Annotated in this window: 23 protein-coding genes and 3 pseudogenes; 7 read left to right on the top strand and 19 right to left on the bottom strand. The window is 61.6% G+C overall.

Annotation, left to right across the window (positions count from 1 at the left end):
• Nucleotide 1: 1 nt before the first annotated feature.
• The 8 genes from FP2506_RS17535 to FP2506_RS17505 all read right to left on the bottom strand — a co-directional run bounded on the left by FP2506_RS17535 (nt 2) and on the right by FP2506_RS17505 (nt 6259).
• Nucleotides 2–886: a type IV secretion system protein gene (locus FP2506_RS17535; protein WP_007068958.1), complete on the bottom strand. Its 885-nt coding sequence runs from the start codon at nt 884–886 to the stop codon at nt 2–4.
• Nucleotides 886–2079, bottom strand: coding sequence for a lytic transglycosylase domain-containing protein (locus tag FP2506_RS17530; RefSeq protein WP_007068957.1), 1194 nt, complete (start codon nt 2077–2079; stop codon nt 886–888). The genes FP2506_RS17535 and FP2506_RS17530 overlap by 1 nt, the downstream gene beginning before the upstream one ends.
• Nucleotides 2072–2251, bottom strand: coding sequence for a hypothetical protein (locus FP2506_RS18865; RefSeq protein WP_007068956.1), 180 nt, complete (start codon nt 2249–2251; stop codon nt 2072–2074). The genes FP2506_RS17530 and FP2506_RS18865 overlap by 8 nt, the downstream gene beginning before the upstream one ends.
• Complete coding sequence (locus tag FP2506_RS17525) at nt 2248–4605, bottom strand: VirB4 family type IV secretion/conjugal transfer ATPase (RefSeq protein ID WP_007068955.1); 2358 nt, start codon at nt 4603–4605, stop codon at nt 2248–2250. Before FP2506_RS17525 ends, FP2506_RS18865 begins: the two co-directional genes overlap by 4 nt.
• Complete coding sequence (locus tag FP2506_RS17520; protein WP_007068954.1) at nt 4595–4873, bottom strand: VirB3 family type IV secretion system protein; 279 nt, start codon at nt 4871–4873, stop codon at nt 4595–4597. The genes FP2506_RS17525 and FP2506_RS17520 overlap by 11 nt, the downstream gene beginning before the upstream one ends.
• A gap of 18 nt (nt 4874–4891) precedes the next feature.
• Nucleotides 4892–5185, bottom strand: a complete 294-nt coding sequence (locus FP2506_RS17515) for a TrbC/VirB2 family protein (protein ID WP_007068953.1) — start codon at nt 5183–5185, stop codon at nt 4892–4894.
• Nucleotides 5182–5826: a lytic transglycosylase domain-containing protein gene (locus FP2506_RS17510; protein WP_202814204.1), complete on the bottom strand. Its 645-nt coding sequence runs from the start codon at nt 5824–5826 to the stop codon at nt 5182–5184. Before FP2506_RS17510 ends, FP2506_RS17515 begins: the two co-directional genes overlap by 4 nt.
• A gap of 76 nt (nt 5827–5902) precedes the next feature.
• Nucleotides 5903–6259, bottom strand: a complete 357-nt coding sequence (locus FP2506_RS17505; RefSeq protein ID WP_007068951.1) for a hypothetical protein — start codon at nt 6257–6259, stop codon at nt 5903–5905.
• Nucleotides 6260–6892: 633 nt separating this feature from the next.
• Here FP2506_RS17505 and FP2506_RS17500 point away from each other — a divergent pair.
• Nucleotides 6893–7489, top strand: a complete 597-nt coding sequence (locus FP2506_RS17500; protein WP_007068950.1) for a hypothetical protein — start codon at nt 6893–6895, stop codon at nt 7487–7489.
• A gap of 224 nt (nt 7490–7713) precedes the next feature.
• Here the strand turns inward: FP2506_RS17500 and FP2506_RS17495 are convergent, their stop codons facing one another.
• Together FP2506_RS17495 and FP2506_RS17490 are read right to left on the bottom strand one after the other, a co-directional pair.
• Complete coding sequence (locus tag FP2506_RS17495) at nt 7714–8223, bottom strand: RES family NAD+ phosphorylase (protein ID WP_007068949.1); 510 nt, start codon at nt 8221–8223, stop codon at nt 7714–7716.
• A 49-nt stretch (nt 8224–8272) separates the two neighbouring features.
• Entirely contained in the window at nt 8273–8623 is a 351-nt protein-coding gene (locus FP2506_RS17490; RefSeq protein WP_007068948.1) for an antitoxin Xre/MbcA/ParS toxin-binding domain-containing protein, read from the bottom strand.
• Nucleotides 8624–8849: 226 nt separating this feature from the next.
• Between FP2506_RS17490 and FP2506_RS18590 the strand changes: the two are divergent.
• A pseudogene (locus FP2506_RS18590) lies at nt 8850–9155 on the top strand (transposase); the annotation flags it as partial.
• Between the two features lie 50 nt (nt 9156–9205).
• On the opposite strand, the gene FP2506_RS17480 reads toward FP2506_RS18590, so the two are convergent.
• The 5 genes and pseudogenes from FP2506_RS17480 to FP2506_RS19415 all read right to left on the bottom strand — a co-directional run bounded on the left by FP2506_RS17480 (nt 9206) and on the right by FP2506_RS19415 (nt 11666).
• A complete protein-coding gene (locus FP2506_RS17480) occupies nt 9206–9550 on the bottom strand; it encodes a HigA family addiction module antitoxin (RefSeq protein ID WP_425277095.1) in 345 nt (114 codons plus the stop codon).
• Nucleotides 9525–9806, bottom strand: coding sequence for a type II toxin-antitoxin system RelE/ParE family toxin (locus FP2506_RS17475; RefSeq protein ID WP_007068945.1), 282 nt, complete (start codon nt 9804–9806; stop codon nt 9525–9527). The genes FP2506_RS17480 and FP2506_RS17475 overlap by 26 nt, the downstream gene beginning before the upstream one ends.
• Before the next feature lie 256 nt (nt 9807–10062).
• Entirely contained in the window at nt 10063–10500 is a 438-nt protein-coding gene (locus FP2506_RS17470) for a hypothetical protein (RefSeq protein ID WP_040490347.1), read from the bottom strand.
• A 214-nt stretch (nt 10501–10714) separates the two neighbouring features.
• Nucleotides 10715–11284 (bottom strand): annotated as a pseudogene (locus FP2506_RS17465) (recombinase family protein); the annotation flags it as partial.
• A 259-nt stretch (nt 11285–11543) separates the two neighbouring features.
• Nucleotides 11544–11666, bottom strand: a complete 123-nt coding sequence (locus tag FP2506_RS19415; protein ID WP_280109665.1) for a hypothetical protein — start codon at nt 11664–11666, stop codon at nt 11544–11546.
• A gap of 155 nt (nt 11667–11821) precedes the next feature.
• Here FP2506_RS19415 and FP2506_RS17455 point away from each other — a divergent pair, with 155 nt between their 5' ends.
• Both FP2506_RS17455 and FP2506_RS17450 read left to right on the top strand, forming a co-directional pair.
• Nucleotides 11822–12211: a PIN domain-containing protein gene (locus FP2506_RS17455; RefSeq protein WP_040490325.1), complete on the top strand. Its 390-nt coding sequence runs from the start codon at nt 11822–11824 to the stop codon at nt 12209–12211.
• Between the two features lie 677 nt (nt 12212–12888).
• A complete protein-coding gene (locus tag FP2506_RS17450; protein WP_040490324.1) occupies nt 12889–13353 on the top strand; it encodes a DUF411 domain-containing protein in 465 nt (154 codons plus the stop codon).
• 13 nt (nt 13354–13366) lie between these two features.
• Here FP2506_RS17450 and FP2506_RS19410 read toward each other — a convergent pair whose 3' ends face one another.
• The 4 genes and pseudogenes from FP2506_RS19410 to FP2506_RS17435 all read right to left on the bottom strand — a co-directional run bounded on the left by FP2506_RS19410 (nt 13367) and on the right by FP2506_RS17435 (nt 15751).
• Nucleotides 13367–13492: a hypothetical protein gene (locus tag FP2506_RS19410; RefSeq protein WP_274533414.1), complete on the bottom strand. Its 126-nt coding sequence runs from the start codon at nt 13490–13492 to the stop codon at nt 13367–13369.
• Entirely contained in the window at nt 13489–13878 is a 390-nt protein-coding gene (locus FP2506_RS17445) for a rhodanese-like domain-containing protein (protein ID WP_040490344.1), read from the bottom strand. The genes FP2506_RS19410 and FP2506_RS17445 overlap by 4 nt, the downstream gene beginning before the upstream one ends.
• A 231-nt stretch (nt 13879–14109) precedes the next feature.
• A pseudogene (locus FP2506_RS17440) lies at nt 14110–15005 on the bottom strand (cation diffusion facilitator family transporter).
• On the bottom strand, nt 15002–15751 hold the full coding sequence (locus FP2506_RS17435) for a cation efflux transmembrane domain-containing protein (RefSeq protein WP_007068932.1): 750 nt from the start codon (nt 15749–15751) through the stop codon (nt 15002–15004). The pseudogene FP2506_RS17440 and the gene FP2506_RS17435 overlap by 4 nt, the downstream one beginning before the upstream one ends.
• A gap of 72 nt (nt 15752–15823) precedes the next feature.
• Here FP2506_RS17435 and FP2506_RS17430 point away from each other — a divergent pair, with 72 nt between their 5' ends.
• The 3 genes from FP2506_RS17430 (at nt 15824) to FP2506_RS17420 (ending at nt 17030) form a co-directional block, all read left to right on the top strand.
• Nucleotides 15824–16243: a MerR family transcriptional regulator gene (locus FP2506_RS17430; RefSeq protein ID WP_007068931.1), complete on the top strand. Its 420-nt coding sequence runs from the start codon at nt 15824–15826 to the stop codon at nt 16241–16243.
• Nucleotides 16244–16548: 305 nt separating this feature from the next.
• Nucleotides 16549–16689, top strand: coding sequence for a metal-sensitive transcriptional regulator (locus FP2506_RS19405; protein WP_341871900.1), 141 nt, complete (start codon nt 16549–16551; stop codon nt 16687–16689).
• A 56-nt stretch (nt 16690–16745) separates the two neighbouring features.
• Entirely contained in the window at nt 16746–17030 is a 285-nt protein-coding gene (locus tag FP2506_RS17420; RefSeq protein ID WP_007068928.1) for a hypothetical protein, read from the top strand.
• Nucleotides 17031–17060: the final 30 nt, after the last annotated feature.

The raw sequence follows: 17060 nt of genomic DNA, 5'->3' as shown, positions 1-17060 counted from the left end.
CTCAGTCGAGGTCTGGCAGTGTGAAGTCCATGAAGCGCTGCTCTTCGGCGATGGTCGCGGCATCGACGACGCCGCTCTGACCGGCACCGACGGTCTGGATCGCTTCGAGCTCCCACATGCGGGTGAGCGCGATGGCGAGTTCTGCGGTAACGCGGGTGTTGTGATCGACGCTCTGTTTCAGCGTCTCTTGATCCGGGATCATCGAGACGAGCTCGTCGACCCGTTCGAGTGACTTGCCTGCATCCTGATGGCTGTTCTCGGCCGCCGCCGACATGACCGCGCCGGTCGTTGCGCGGGTCGCTGTGTTACGAGCCGTAATCGCGCCGCTTGTTGCCAACTGGCGGATCGTATCCTCGTCGAAGCCCGCCTCGTTGAGGACTGTCTCCATCTGCGTCTTCATCTGCGGGGCCGCGCTTCCGATCAGGCCGGAATAGTCGCCGTTTGCGATATCGCTTGCGAGCTCGACCATGTCGCCGAACTCGGCATCGAGCAGGCCGTTCAGGTCACCGTCCATCGCCATCTGAACGATGTCGCTCGCGCCGCTGAGCGCTGCATAGGTCTCCTCGAGCTGGTCGATTTGATCCTGAAGGAGGTCAATCTGTTCGATGAGCCGGTCGAGTTGATCGGTCTGGATACCGAAGTCTTCCAACATCTGCTGGAACTGGCGGATTTCCTGGGCAATATTCCGGGTGTCGACGACGGGCACGCCTTGCGCGGCGGCCGGAGAGATGGACGCGATCGGCGAGACGAGCACCGCGCCGCCGAACGCAGCGGCGGTGAGGACCGACCGCACAGGATGCGAACGTCGCTTACCCGCAATGCGCGGAGCCGATTGATTATCGCGGGCTGTCGACGCGAGCGTTCCGTTCTGGGTAAAGGCCGGCATCAATTGATCTCCTGAAGCTCAAAGGTCATGAAGGCGCGTTCTCGGGCCATGCGGCTCGCCATCGCGATCTCACCGGCCGACAGCGGCTCGGTCCGCGCGGCCTTGAGGCGGGTTCGGAGCGCAACCAGGCGGGCGAGTTCGGCCCGGGCATAGGTGTTGAGGTCGTAGGATTCTTTGAGCGTTTCGGTTTCGCCGATCCGGTTGATGATCATTCGTATGCGCGCGACTGCGCCTTCGATCGTCGTCCGGCTCTCCGCGCCGTAAAAGCGTGCGCCGTCGGCCGATAGGCTTAAGTTTGAATTGGCGAGCAGCGCCGGCTCGATCGTACCGAGGGCGTCGATCCCGCCGACCCTGGCGAGATACTGGTTGTAGCGGCGCGGGATGACCTCGACGTAGTGCCGGGTCTCCGCAAATGGCGGGACGCCGCCATGCTTCTGAACATTGCCGGGGCCGGCATTGTAGGCAGCAAGGCCATGGAGGATGTTGCCGCCGAACATCGCCAGCATCTGCGCGAGATACCGAGCGCCGCCGGTCACCTGCAGATAGGGGCTGTCATAGTATTCCGGGTTGATGCCGAGATCGCTCGCCGTGCCCGGCATGATCTGGGTGAGACCGAAGGCACCGACGGGCGATTTCGCACCGATCGAGAACCGGCTTTCCTGCCAGATCAGCGCCTGCATGAGGCAGCGCCACTGAACGAGCGACAGACCCGCCTTGCCAACGCCGGCGAGACCATGGGTTTCCTTCGCTGCCTTGATGATCAGTTCTTCGACGTTGCTGCTGGCGTCACCAAAGAGGCGCGCTGATCCCGAATTTGGGCTATTCGCGCTGTAGAGTACGTCCGCGTCGGCGACGTCGCTTTCGTGGTCGGCTGCAGCGTCGCCGGCTTCAAGACCGTCGATCATCCCGGCGATGTCGCTCTCGCTAGTAACCGTCGTCGAATGAACGGCATCGAGGGCATCGAGCTGCTCGGTTTCGAGCGCGTGGATCTTGTCCGCCTTCGATAGCTGCTCACGCTGGCGGGCGAGATCGGCCTCGCTATGTTCGAGCGCCGCCTCACGCTTGGCGAAGACGTCCGGATTGAACACCGGGACGCCCTGGGCGAGGGCCGGTAGGGAGTACACGGTCAGCGCCGCTGCGAGGCTAGCGGTAAGAGCGAGCGCCCTCGAGGATGAGAGGAAGCGCTCATCCATCGAACTGATCCCAACGCGTGGTGCCGAGCGGTTTGAACTGGCACGGACCGTCGTCCTCGGAGGCATAGCTGAAGCAGTTCGCCGCCGGTGGGGTCAATCCGCAGCCGGCAAGACCGATCGTAAACACGGAGAGCACGGCGAAAGCGGCGAACTTCATCAGTGTGGTTTTCATGGCAGCCTCCAGAAGTCGGCGCGGTCGCGATAGTCGGCGCCGGCGAGTTCCTCCCCCTTTTCCATGCCACCGAGAATGGTGAGGAGGGGACCGAGGGCGCTGAGGTCCGCGTCGACGACGACCGAACCCTGGTCGTCTCGGATGAGAGCGAGCCGTGAATGGCTTCCCGAATTGAGAAGGACGTCGAGCTCCTTCTCCTGAAGCCCGAGCATGGCGTAGTCGTCCGCCTTGGCACGGATGTTCGGGAGAAGGATCTGTGTCGGGACGGCCTCAACGATCGTCTTGCCGGTGCGGGTGCGTTCGAGCTGGCTGGCGTACTGGGTCATCATGACGACGACGGCGTTCTGCTTGCGCGCCGTCACCAGCCAGTTGCTCAGGCGTTCGGCGAAGTAGCCGTTGTCGAGCGCCTTCCACGCCTCGTCGATGACGATGATCGTGCGTTTACGATCTTCGATCACCCGTTCGACGCGCCGGAAGAGATAGGAAAGGACGGCCATCCGCTCCTTCTCGCTCTCGCTGTCGAGAATGTCGGTGAGATCGAAGCCGACCGTGTCGCCCTCGAGTGAAAACGTGTCGTCGAGGCTCTGGCCGAAGATCCAGCCATAGCGGCCGTCGCGCGTCCATTCGCGGAGGCGCTCATGAATGTCGCCGTCGTCGTCGGCCGACACGAAGAGCGAGGCGAGATCGTCCCAATTCTGCAGAGCCTCATCCGCCTCGGCGTTCTGCCGGACGACCTCCTGGATGCGATTGATCTGAACCGGCGAGAGGGGTTTGTCGGGCCGATGCACGAGAGCCGCGAGCCAGTCGGCGAGCCAGGCCTGACCGCGGGCGTCGATCTCAGTTCGAAGTGGATTGAGACCAGTCGGCTCGGAGGCATTGATCGCGGCGTACCGGCCACGATTCGCCCGGACCGCCATCTCCATGCCGCGGCGATAGTCGAACACGAAGAGCCGGGCACCCAACCGCTTCGCTTGCGTCATCAGGAACGCCGCAAGCACAGACTTGCCGGAGCCGGGACGCCCAAGGATCAGCGTATGACCGCCGGTGGGCTCAGCGTCGGGAGTGCCCCGTTCGTGGAAGTTGAACCGGAAACCGCCACGACCGACCGTCGGAAGCATCGTCACCGGCGCGCCCCATGGCGTCTCCGCGCCAGGCTTACCCATCTGTGTTCGATGAAAGGCGGCGAAATCGGCAAAGTTTCGGTTGGTGATCGCGGCCTTTCGGCTGCGCTTGGCGGCGTTGCCCGGATGCTGGGCGAAGAAGTGGGTCTTGGCGGCGAGGCTCTCGTTGATCAGCCTCACGCCTTGCGTCGATCCGATATTGCGGATTTCCGCGCCGATCGCCTCGAGTTCGGCCTCGCTCTCGGCGAACACCGTCGCCGTCATATGATGCTCGCCGAAGCTGAGCCGTCCGGTTTCAAGCTCGTCGAGCGCGGCGGGCATTTCTTCGAGCAGCGAGATCGCGCCGTCGTCGGCCGCGCGCCGCATGCGCATCTCGCGGTAAATTCGTCCGGCCATGAGGTTCGAATTGATGCCGGTGAAGGAGTGGGTGACAACCATGTCGACGGGTAGGTCGAGTTCGTCGAACATCGTCGCGGTCGAGGCATGGGGATAGCTTTTGATGGCGTAGGACGCGCCGACACGGTTGCCGACGACACCTTCGGAAAGCGCGAAGGTCGATCCTTTGAACGTGACGCGCGTATTCGCAACGTCCTGGGCGATGTAACCGTAGGACGAACCGCGATAGAGCGGCGTCTCACGTCCGGTGTTGAGCGCCCCGAGAAAGCCAAGCAATTCACCGCTTGCGGCAGACAAGCGGCGCGGCTCCATGGCGGCGAAGGTCGAGAGGATGAAGTCGGCGACCTCGTTCAGCCGGCGGAGCGACTTCTGCGTCTCGCCGCGAAGCCGGTCCACCGACTTCGACCGCCGGAAGGGCAGCTTCGAGCCGAGCGTTGGGCGTTTGATGACGGTGAGCGTCAGGGTCTTTTCGCGGAGGCCTGATCCGTCAAGGTAAGCGCGCCACCGATGATCGACCGCGGATGCGAAACTGTCGCTTTCGATTGCGGGGAGGCCGTGGTCGACTCGCTTCGAAACCTTGTGGACGGTGAATGAGAAATCCGAGCCGCACTGTGCGACGATCCGGGCGAACAGCGCCCGCGTCTTGTCGAGGACGGCGTTGTCCGTCGTATGACTGTCGAGGCCGGACAATCGGATCGACTGGAAGAGCTCGTTGCCGCGCGTTCGGATCGTGACGTCGTCGACGAATGAGACATAAGGCAGAAGCGAAGCGAGCTCGGTCTCTTTCGCGGCCCACGTCGGCAGGAGTTCATGCGGCAGAGACACATCATGGAGCATAGCTGTCGCCCCCATGGCGTGACCTGTTGGGCGTCGGCCGCGTCTCCTGCAGGCTGACGGCGACAACATCAAGAAAATGCGGGTCCCAATCCGCCGCCTTCCAGATCGCCGGGTAGGCGAGCGCGGAGAGGGCGAGGACGATCCAGCTCTGGATCCAAAGGAACAGAAGCACGGACGCGAACAGCCAGACCATGGCGTACATCATCGGAAGACCGAGAAGTTTGGCGGGCCGTACGAGACCGAGATAGACGGGCGATTGTTCTGCCATGATGCCGAGTGCCGCCGTTTACGTCGTCGACCAGATCGAGCCGACGATTGTGGGCGCTGCGGCTACGCCCGCGATCCCGACGATCGTCCACATGGCTTGGCGAAAGTCGACGATGCCGAAGAGCCAAGACAGGAAGACTCCGATCAGCGCCAGCGTGCCGATGGCAATACCGAGCGGTCCGGTGATGATGTCGATGAGACCCTGAAGCAGCGCCTGGACCGGCGAGAGATCGAGCGCTTGGGCAAGAGCCGGCTCGCTCGCAAGGAGCGTCATCGCGAAGACGGGCAGTAGGGTGTAGAAGCGAGACTTCATCGGGTTTCTCCATCTAAGCGTTCGGCGACCGCCAGGACGCGGTCGACGTGGTTTTTGGTTTCTTTAAAAGGAGGAATGCCGTCATGGCGCGCGACCGCTTCGGGCCCGGCATTGTAGGCGGCAAGCGCTAGCCTCTCGTCGCCGAAGCGGTCCAACATAGCGAGGAGGTAACGGGCCGAGCCGTCGAGGTTCTGCGCGACATCGGAGGGATCAACGCCGAGATCGGCGGCTGTATCCGGCATCAACTGGCCGAGGCCGAGCGCGCCGACGGGACTCTTCGCAGCAGGATCGTAAGCGCTCTCGATCTCGATATTGGCGCGAAAGAAATTTCGCCAGTCAGAGACCGTCAGGCCTGCGCTTCGAACCGCAGGATGCGAGCCGTAGCGGATTGCGGTGTCGTCGATCGCGGCGAGAATGGCTGGAGGCGGTGTGGATGCGATGGCAACGCTCGCGCGAACCGAACCCGGCTTGTCGGGAGACGGGTTCGCGGGCTCCTTTTTGGAGCCGCCATCGACGCCGTCGTCTCCGTCGCTCACACCGAAGATGAACAGTTCCGTTCGACCCTCGCGACTGGCATCGCCATAGGTCTTTGAAAACGCGGCCTGATGGGTCTGCGCCTGCAGCGCGCCATCGCCACGCATGGAAAACACCATGCCTTCGGCAAATGTGGGGTTCGGAAGGAGGAATGCGACAGCGAACGCTGCTCTGAGAACCGAGTCAGTCCGCGTTATCGTCGGAAGCGGGCGGAACTTTGCGCTGAAGCGCCCGCGTCCCTGCGTTGAACGGGATATCGCAGAACCGATGCCCGGCATCGTAGAGAAGGCTGCAAAGCCCGAGCATCGTCTTGAACAGGCGCGGCTGAAGCTTTGGACCGATCGCGTTCTTGCCGCGCTCGGTGACGAGAACGAATTCTTCTCCGGTCTCCTCGGAGACCACGCGCACGAACCAAACGCCGGACCAGGTGTGGTTTTTCCGGACGGCGCTTTCCTCGCAGACGACCTCGGCGCGGTATCCGCGCTTGATGAGAGATCGGAAGGCATCCTCGACAACGACATTGGGGGCTCGCTCGAACATCACGACCTGACGCTTTCCTCTTCGGTTCGTTGGACCGAACGGGACACACCTGGACAAGACGCGGACCCGCTACAAAATACGTATTACGTCGGCAAGGGCTCGAGTGAGCCTTTCGAGCCGTCGATGGTGCTAACCTAGCCTTTCACCCTGCGTTACGTGAACCGCCTGAATGCCTGAATTTGAGGGGATCGCGCTCCATGCCGTTGCGCACGTGCAACGCTTTTACTTTTACGATTGTATTTGTCGCTTACGGCTGGAGTGCCGCGATGGGGTGTGAGTGCGTTCCGCCGGAAAAGCCATTCGTGCCGGCTGAACGACAAGCCGTCCAACAATATGAAGTTCTTCTCGGAAAGACTTCGAGACCTACCTGACAAAGATCTCGATTTATATCGCGTGTCTCGACGACGAACGGCGCCGTGCCATCGAGGTGTCGAAAGAAGTCACCAATGACTATCGGCGGTTCCTCGATCTCATCGAATAATGAGACAGGACCGGAAGGCGGTGAATCAGATCGACCAAACGTCACGGCGTAGCATCACTCGATGTTGCGACCGTGTTGCGGCGACGGAGGGTGTTGAGCCAGAGCAAAAAACGTATATTGTCTGCGAGCCTTCACGCCGTTCGGGAGAGACCATGATTTCTACGGCCAAGGCGGCTACCGCCGTCTTACTTGCAGCTGCCACAGTGATCGGCGCAACGGCAGCTCAAACCAAAGCTTATCCGATCGACTGCGCGATCCTGCTCTGCCTTTCCGGCGGATGGCCGGCCTCGGCCGAGTGCAGCGGAGCAGAAGCCGAGGTTATCCGTAGGATCACGCCAACGCCGATCGAACCCCCGGTGCAGATATGGCGGTGTCCGATGGACACAGGACTTTCGGGCATGCCGTCGTCAGGTGGTGGCGAAGTTGGAGTGGATTTCGGATCACCCGCGTTCGACGCCATCCGTTCGATCCGCGTCAGTGACATTCAGCGGCTCGTGCAGTACGAGACCGACATGCTGGACCAGGACGGTGAGCCGATCTGCCGGCGCTTCTCGTCCATCCGAACCGGTTTCTACGATATCGACGGCGAATACCGTTGGGTTCCAACGGGTGCCACGAGCCTACCAACGTCCTATCCACCCGCTCGCCTCTTCGGCGACGAGGACTGCCCCAGCATCTACGAGCGCGCCGTCGTTATCGAATGGCGGGACATCGAGGGCCGGCGTGATTTCGAGACGATTGATTATTGAATGCGAAAAACAGAAATGAGCGGTATCTGGGAAGGCGGCTTATCAACGATGCTCTGGTTTCGATCGACCTAGAAATACTACTTGAGACGATATCGATTGAGGCGCGTTCTTCGGAATGTCGATCGGTGAAAGCCGGTCGGGTTCGACTGGCCGGCCTCTCTCCTTCAACGAGAGTCAGGCGCGTTCAGGGTCTCTCTTGAGCGCTTTTTTTAGAAAATTGTGAATCAGTGAGAGATTCGTTTTTCATCGTCGACGACTTCAAGCCGATCGTCCGCGCCTGTGTTCCAGCGCCAAAGAACAAGATTGAGCGCGGTCGGGGACGCTCCCCGGGCAAAACTGCGGACGAGCAGGCCGGCAAAACCATCAACCAAAAGCCGTTCGGCGAAATCCTGCGTGGGGACGTGAAGGCGCTTCAGCATCCGATCCCGCCAGTCCGGGGCGACAAGGTCGTCCGCGCTCATTCCGTAGCCGGCAAGAGTCTGCCGATCGTGCGAGTCAAATACAAGGCGTAGATTCGCGCGATAAGCGACCAACGTCGTCGGCTGAAGCGTTCCGACCTGATTGGCTTCGCGCAAGGCGACGTCAGGTGAGAGCGAGAGATAGAGTGCCTCGCGACCTCGGGCGTTGAAGCGGCCGCCATGGATCGCCGCGCCACGGCCGGAAAGCGGCTCGCGGGCGTAGACCGGATTGAGCGCGCGATAAAGAAGGCCATCGTAACGGGCTTCTTTCAGCACATCCTACCCTTCGAGGGGTCCACGGCAATGTGGGGCATTGCGACCGGCATCAGGCGAAAACGCCGGCGTCAACGGCGTCGACATAATCCAGAACATCGCCAGCCCGTCCGTCCTGGACGAGTTGCATGGCGGTTTGCCCATCGAAACCGGCAAGCGGCTCGGACCGGTACCAGGCATAGGCGATCAGCGCTGAACCGAACCGCGGCTCGACCTTGTTCAGGACTTCGATCATCTCCCGAAGCCGGCGTTGGGTCCGGTCGGAGCCGATCCGCGTCTTTCGCTGAACGGCGTCGCGACCGAGACCAGCGGTGCGAGCGATTTCGTCGTTGGTCGTCCGCAGCGCTTCCGCAATTCTTCGAGGTGCAAATATTCCGTTTTCTGCAACAGTCTGGAGATTCATCTCACCCCTCAAAGCCATCATTCTTGACGCAATTTAGCGTCGTGATCGGTGCCGCGCAAGATATCTGCGGGTTCGTTCCGTGTCCAAGGTCCTGAAAGTCAGCGGCGCACTCGGACTGCACCCCTTTCCAACCGGACAGTCGGCATAGCCGATAAGGCATAGGCATCCGCCTTTAAGTACGACTACGTCAAAAGCTTCGGACGGCTCGTTTTCATGGGTCGAAGTCATCACTTCGGTGCAACATCAGTGCCGTTGCTCCGTGGACGAGAAGGCGCGCTTCGTGGAGGAGGCGAGGCAGCCCGGGATGGGTGTTTTCTTCGTCGCTCGCCAGGCCGAGAATTCTCCCTCACAGCTCTTTGCCCGGAAGCGTCGGATGCTGGAAGGCCGCCATGCTGCAGTTCAGGTGGACGAGGACGTCATTGGAACGTTCAGCGTCCGAGATCTGCAGAAGCGCTTTCGCGATCTCGAACGGCTTCTCGGTTGCAAGACCATAGAGAACGAGATCCTCAAGGAAGCCTTGGATGTCGCACGCCCACAAACATCCGTTCCAGCTGGTGGTGGGTCTCGGTTTCGTCGATCGTCTCACGCCGCCCGTGGCTCGATCTCGTGATAGTCGCCCGAGCGCCGCGCCTCCATCAGGTCGTAGGCGTTCTGCAGGCGCAGCCAAAAGCCCTCGGACGTGCCAAAGTAGCGGGACAGGCGGAGGTCGGTATCAGCAGTGACTGCACGGCGACCGCGGACCAGCTCACCAATGCGCGTGGCCGGCACACCGATTGCAGTGGCGAGTGCGTTCTTGGTCAGACCCATGGGCTCTAGATAGTCTTCGAGCAGGATCTCGCCCGGGTGAACGTTGGGCAGCCAATTCTGGGCAGTCTGTTCGCTCATGCCTGCCTCCTCAAGGTCAGTGGTAATCGACGATTTCGACATCGTAGGCATTTCCAGCGTCCCATCGAAAGCAGATGCGCCACTGGTCGTTGATGCGGACGCTGTGCTGGCCGGCACGGTTGCCCTGCAGCGCCTCCAGACGGTTGCCGGGAGGAATGCGCAGATCGTCCAGTCCTGCTGCGGCATCCAGCTGTCGCAGCTTCTTCAGCGCTGTGCGTTGAATGTCGCCGGGCAGCTTACGTCCAGCCCGTCCGCTTGCGATCGCCTCGGTCTGTTTGTCTCTGAAACTGACGATCATCCGGTGGGCACGCTGAGAATGTATTGAGGTGATATAACGCTTCGCAGCATATGACGCAACGCGTTATTTCGCACTGCTTTTTTCGGAGTTCTGCAGGTCGCCAGAAGCAGCCACACGAAGGCACGGCGTTTACTACGTAAAAATCAAAAACATCTCCTGAAAGTCGAGCCTTCCCGACAACCCTTCAATGGCTCGCAGCTACGGACCGGTATGCTTTCCGCTTCGGATCGTCTGCACACCACATAGCTGAGGAGAGCTATCGATAGAGGCCTGAGAACAGGTCCCCGATTGCGCGGCGCATGAGATAGGTGATGCGGCGACGGGCGAGATGGTGGGGCCGGTCGTGGATCATGTGACAGCGCTGGCAGAGCGCGGCGAGGTTTCCCGCCTCGTTGTTCGAAACGTCATGATCGAGATGGGCGCAGGCGAGGGAGACCCTCGTGAAGCGCGGCGCGAACTCCGGCGGCAGGGCGTCCGGTGCCGGCAGGTTGGTGCGTAGCTTTCGGCCCCTGCCGTCGCGCCAGCAGGCATCTACCTCGTCGAACCAGCGGCCGTCGCCGAGATGGCAGATGGTTGCGCCATGAGGCCGGGCGCAACGCTCGCAGCGGCCCTTGGCGCGGCGGAACCGGACCGAACGGGAGAGCTCGGTCCAATCGAGCGGATAGAAGCCACGCAGGTCATGCTTGATCGGCATCGGCATCCTCCTTCGGTCGCAGCCCCGCTGGCCTCATGCGCCGCTTGGCTCGCGTCTCGCCGGCTAAGGACGGCTCCGTCGGCTCGCGCAACGCCGAAGCGCCTACGGCGTCCCGATGTCCGCCATCTCGCCCGACACCGTCCGCGTCCGTGCCGGTCTCGGCTTGCGGGGTTCCGCCTACGCCGTCTCCGTCCACGGAGGCGTTCTCTTCATACTTATCACGCGCGCGGGTGATGGTCAGCCGGCTTACGCCGTAGTCCCGCGCGAGCCGCGAGATCGAAATGCCTTCAGCAAGTTTGGCGACGACCGACTGCTGCTGGCTCGGCGTCAGACGCGGCGGTCGGCCGAGGACCTTGCCTTCGGCTTTGGCCCGTTCGAGTCCGGCCTGGGTGCGTTCGATGAGAAGATCGCGCTCGAACTCGGCGACCGCGTTGATGACGCCCATGGTCATTCGGCCTGCCGGGCTCGTGAGGTCGACACCGCCGAGGGCGAGGCAGTGGACCTTGATGCCGAGTTCGGCCAGTTCGTCGACGGTCTTCCTGACATCCATCGCGTTGCGGCCGAGCCGGTCGAGCTTGGTGACGACTAGGATGTCGCCCTCCTCCAGCCGGTCGACGAGTTTGGAGAAACCGGGCCGCTCGGAAGCCGCCACCGATCCCGACACCGTCTCCGCGATCACCCGGCGCGGCTGGACCTCGAAGCCGGCTGCGCGAATTTCGCCGAGCTGATTGTCGGTGGTCTGCTCGACGGTGGAGACGCGGGCATAGGCGAAGATGCGGGACATGAATGGAAGACGACCGAACCTGATCTGCAAAACTGTATCGAAAATGCACCCGAACTTATCGGGCATGCTCGAAACGCGATCAAGCAGGGTTTCGATCGTTTTCCACAAAGATGCTCAAAACCGGTCACCTGTGAGCATATCGGTTTGCAGCAGAATTAAGTTCTGACCTGCCTTCACTTTAGGTCAATGGGGTGTTTATTGACCGCCAGATCGATACAAGCCATATATAGCCTATTAGTTTATGTCTAAAGAAGGCAGATCAATGATCCGGGTCAATGTTCTCCCGAATGGCCGCTTGGTCCTCCCGGCCGCATTGCGCGAGAAGCTTGGCGTGCAGAAGGGCGGTCACGTGATGGCGGAATTGATCGGAAGCGAAGTTCATCTGACTACTCCAGATGCTGCCTTGGATCGCGCCCGATCCATCTTTCGCGAATATGTGGCTCCGGGAACCGATATTGCCCAAGAGATCATTGCTGACCGGCGCAATGAGAATGACCGCGAGGCCAGTGACCGATCTGCGCAAGGCAAACGATCCTAATGCCATCATGCGTCATCGACACATCGGCTGTGTTTGTAGATCTCAATGAGGAGACGGGTGCCGCAGAAGCCAGACGCTGGCTTCGCGATGCTGCGATTTCCGCGGTCAACCTTCAGGAAGTGGTCTCGAAGAGCATCGACAAGGGCGTGCCGGTCGACGCAATCCCTCGACTGGTCGAAGCGCTCCGCCTTGACATACGGCCACTCGACGGCGAGCTGGCGATCGAAGCTGGTCTCATGCGCGGGGCAACAGCGCATCTCGGGCTGAGCCACGGCGACCGCGCATGCCTCGCTCTTTCTCGCAAACTCGGCCTACCTGCAGTGACAGCCGATCGAGCTTGGAAAGATGCTGAAACTGAACTCGGTGTCGAGGTCGTGCTGGTCCGATGACAATTCTGCTCCAACGGGCCGCTTTCGGCGAGTTGGACCTGAAGCAGACCGACAGCTTTTGGTGAGAAGACCGGAAAAGCCGACGTCCTGCTTCGGCTGGTTTGACCCAGAGCGGGCTTGAGTGAGATCAGCTTTTGGGAAGCTGACTGATTTTCTTGACGATCTCTCGAAACGCGACAGGCTTTTGCAGCCGCACTACATCCGCGAACAGGTGGGTAAACGGCCATAGCTTCATCCATCGCAATTCAACGACGCGGCGCTAGCGATGGATCGCGCCTGACGAGACCCTTTGATGGCGGCGAGCGTCCATACGCTTCATTGGCGACGCATTCGCCAGCGGCGGCGATCCTGCTTGGACGATAGTCGTCACCCACCACCTGCCAAGCCTTCGGTCGCTATCAATACGCGACGACAGGCTCAACCACTGCTATGCGAGCGATCGCGAGTCCGAGATCGCGGCGTAGAGCCCGGCGTTTTGGGTCCATGGTCGTATTCAAGCGACCGCCGGCTATCGGATCGGCAGCACGCGAGTCGTGGCGAACCCGCTCGGTCGGGCAGACGAGAGGACCGGTTTCGAACCGAGCCGGATCGTCACCATCTTGATCGAGTAGCGTTCGTACACCAACATCAAGGGACCGAACCCCATGCTTGAAGCCATATTTCGAAAAGCGACTATCATGACCATCAGGAAGAAGACGACCCTCGGCGCAGTTCTCGGAGCCGGCGCTCTCGCACTATTCTCGACGACGTTCCTCGCCGAAGCCGGCGAGGCGATGAAGGTTTACTCGTCGCCGACCTGCGGCTGCTGCGCGGCCTGGGTCCGCCATGTCGAGGACGCGGAGTACGACGTCACCGTCGAACAGCTCGCCTCGGCCGACCTCTACGCGAAGAAGCAGGAGGCCGGCTTCTCGCCGCAGCACGCGTCCTGTCATACCGGCCTTGTCGACGGCTATGCCATCGAAGGGCACGTCCCGACGGCCGAGATCGAACGGCTGCTGACCGAGCGGCCTCAGGCCATCGGCCTGTCCGTTTCAGGCATGCCGGCGGATGCACCGGGCATGGGCTCGGGCGACACGCCCTTCGACGTGCTGCTGGTCAAAGCCGACGGCTCGACCGAGGTGTTCGCGAGCTATCCCCGCTGATACCGCGGGGTGATCAGCGGCGCAGGAACTTGACGAGCGCCGCCATCGCCAGCACGACGAGAACGATCCAGAGGATGCCCCAGAGGCCCATGCCTAGGGGCATCCAGGCTCCCATGCCGCTCATGTGATCGTCCATCATTCAGAGCCTTCCTTTCCGCCTTCGACGGGCCGCCCCGCTTCTCGCCATCCCTTGAGCCCGCCTTCGATCGGCTGCGCCGAATAGCCCATCTCGAAGAGCATCGCGGCCGCCAAGCTCGCCCGCGCACCGGAAGCACAGAGAACGTGGACGGCCCGGCCTTCGGAATGGGCGGCATGCAGCGCCTTCACGCCGCCGTCGTTCGTGACGTCGGCCTTCGCTTCCAGAAAGCCTCGCGGCACGTGGACGGCACCGGGCACTCGGCCGTCCATATCGAGTTCGTCGGCCTCGCGCACGTCGAGCATCAGTCCGTCGGCCTTCGCGGCCTCGACGGATCCGCCCGTCCTCTCGCGAGCCTCGGCGACGAAATCCTTCATGGTCCTTGTCATTCGAGCCTCCTTCATGACCTTCCGACAGGAATCTTCGCCATGAATGATCCCCTTATTTTCTTCCGATCGCTCGGCAGGTGCGGCTTACGGTCGCTGGAAGATCAAGGAACAAGTACCGCCGATCGTTCCCGACGCCACGATCGCGGGATGCCCGGTCACGAAAACCGTCCCGTGACCAATTCGGTATCGTCATCCTGACGTCGTCCGCTCCAGGGATCGGATGTATCCCGGTCAGACGGCCCGCCGGGATCGCAGACCACAGGACGCTGCGATGCTCTCGCTTTCCATCTGCAGAGTCGCGTGCTCGATGCCGAACCCGTCGTGCAGTTCTCGTGGAACCCTTGCCAGCAGTTCGTCGGCCCGGTCCCGATCCGCGCAGACCAGATGCGCCGTCAGGGCCGTCTCGGTGGTGCTGATACCCGAGATATGCAGGTCATGGACCTCCTCGACGCAATTGGGCGCTTCGAGATGCCGGCGAACCGCCGTCTGGTCGATCCCCGGCGGTACCGCATCGGCAGCCAACGTCACGGAATCGCGGAGAAGACCCCAGGTTCCGAAGCTGCGATGGCGAGGCTTACGGCCGGATCCAGCCAGAGCCATCCCGTCCATCGGATCAGAAGCGCGGCGACGATGACGCCGATCGTGACACCGGTATCGGCTGCCATATGAAGGAAGGCGCCGCGAATGTTCAGGTCGTCCTTGCTTCCCGCCATGAACATCCATGCCGTGATACCGTTCACGAAGACGCCGACCAGCGCGACCCAGACGATAGTCCACGTGGCGACCGGAGCCGGCTGCATCAGCCTGTGAACGGCTTCCCAGGCGATGATGCCGACTGCGACCAGCAGGATGACGGCGTTGGCGAGGGAAGCCAGGATCGGCGTCCTTTTGAACCCGTAGGTCCGAGTCGCGCTTGGCGGCCTGGCCGCGAGCCATATCGCGCCCCAGGCGATCGCCAGGCCGAGCACGTCGGAAAGGTTGTGGCCGGCATCGGCAAGCAGGGCGAGGGAACCCGAGAAGAGGCCGAATATCGCCTCCAGGACGACGTAGACGACGTTCAATCCGATGCCGATCGCGAACACGCCATGCGACGCCTTCGGCGCGTGGTCGTGGCCATGTCCGCTCATGACGAACGTCCTGTCGCGAACTCGGGAGCGTCGGCTTCCGGGATCGAATCCATCGTGGCGTGTCCGCCCCGCTCGTCTCCGCCGTACTCGGCCCATGCCTGCCGGAGGATCTGGAACGACGAGACCAGGAACAGCCCGGCCATGACGGTCGCCACCGCCAGATCCGGCCAGGCGGAAGCCGAGCCCCAGACACCGAGGGCCGCAGCCATCACGACGAAATTGCCGATCGCGTCGTTCCGCGAGCAGAGCCAGACCGAGCGCACGTTCGCGTCTCCGTCCTTGTATCGCATCAGCAGGAGGACCGAGCCGAGGTTGGCCGCGAGCGCGAGGAACCCGATGCCGCCCATGATCTCGGCACTCGGAACACCGAGGACGAAGGTCTGATAGATCGTGGACCCGAGGATCCAAAGCGCCATGAGGCTGAGCGAAACGCCCTTGAAGAGCGCCGCCGTCGCTCGCGTTCTCAGGCTCGCACCGATGACGGCGAGGCTCAGTCCGTAGGTCACGGTATCGCTGAGGAAGTCGAGCGCGTCGGCCATCAGGGCTTGAGACCCGGCGATCCGGCCCGCCGCCATCTCGATGCCGAACATCAGGCCGTTGATGCCGATTACGGTCCACAGGATCCGCTTGTAGCGCGGATCGACGCCGTCGAAGACGGGAACGCCTTCCTTGCACCCGCAGCCGGTATCGGCCCTCGAGGTTTCGACGGTGTCGCGCTTCTCCGCGCCGCAGCAGCCTTCCGCCATTTTTGATCTCCTGTTCTTGAACACGAAAGGAAGCTACGATCTCTAGCGACTAGAGGAGCAAGAGGTATTCCCATGAACCTGGCGATCGGCGAGTTGTCGAAGCGAACGGGCGTGAAGATCCCGACGATCCGCTACTACGAGCAGATCGGCATTCTTCCCGAGCCGCCTAGGAGCGAGGGGAACAGACGTCTCTACGACGAGACCCACGTCCAGCGACTGGGTTTCGTCAGACACGCTCGGGAACTCGGTTTCGATCTCGATGCGATCCGCGAACTGATCGAACTGGCCGGGCATCCCTCTCGGCCGTGCGAGAAGGCCGACGAGATCGCGCGTGCCCACCTAGCGAAGATCGAAGACAAGATCGCCCGACTGTCGGCCCTGCGTACGGAGGTCGAACGGATGACCCAGTGCTCGAACGAGATGGTCGAGAACTGCAGGGTGATCGAGGTACTCGCCGATCACGGCAACTGCGTGCACGAAACTCGTCGGTAGGCCGACAAAGTGTGCTGTCGGGTGCGTAGCGGTTGAGATCGACCATTCCGACAAGGCTACGCTTTCAGTCTGAACGTAACCGGCCATTCAACTCTGGAACGGCACCTATTCTTCGATTGATCGCCTCATCTGACCATTGACCGCTAGCTTTACCCCTATCCCCTAGGGGTAGGGGTAAAGCATTAAGCACGCATCCCATCCGCACATCGTCACCCGCCTGAAACAGGCGCATGGCCACATCACCAGCATCCTGAAGATGCTCGAAGAGGAACTCCTGTCTCGACCTCGCCCAACAACTCCAAGCGATCGAAGCGACGATCCACAACGCTAAGCGGACAATGATCCTTGATCATATGAAGCGTTGCATTGGCGACGAAGTGGCCGAGGACGGGAGGCCAGCGGAAGATGCACTGCACGAGTTCAAGACGCTCGCGAAATATCTGTGAGGCCGAAGCGATGCTCGGAAAGATTGAAGAATGGTTCGGCTTCGGCGGATACGATCATGGTGCCGGGCATCCCCATGGCCATAGTAACCATCATGGCCATGGGGATTCTCACGATGAGCACGGCCACGGCCATACCCATGGCGAGCTCGATCGCTCGATCTGGTCGATTGAACGGTGAGCGCTTCAATGGTCTCAAAACCATACTTCATGAAGGACCACTTTTTCTAAGGCAGACCAGCGTCGGAATCGGGATCATTTCAGTCCGCGACCACGAGCAGCACGTCGACGTCTTCGAAGCCATGATTTCTGTTTCTATGAGAAGCTTGATGACGGATCATTGAACGAGCCCACTCTCAAACGGTCTCTCACCC

This window comes from Fulvimarina pelagi HTCC2506 (genome assembly GCF_000153705.1).
Lineage (GTDB): Bacteria > Pseudomonadota > Alphaproteobacteria > Rhizobiales > Rhizobiaceae > Fulvimarina > Fulvimarina pelagi.
This window is presented reverse-complemented; position numbering and strand designations above follow the sequence as displayed.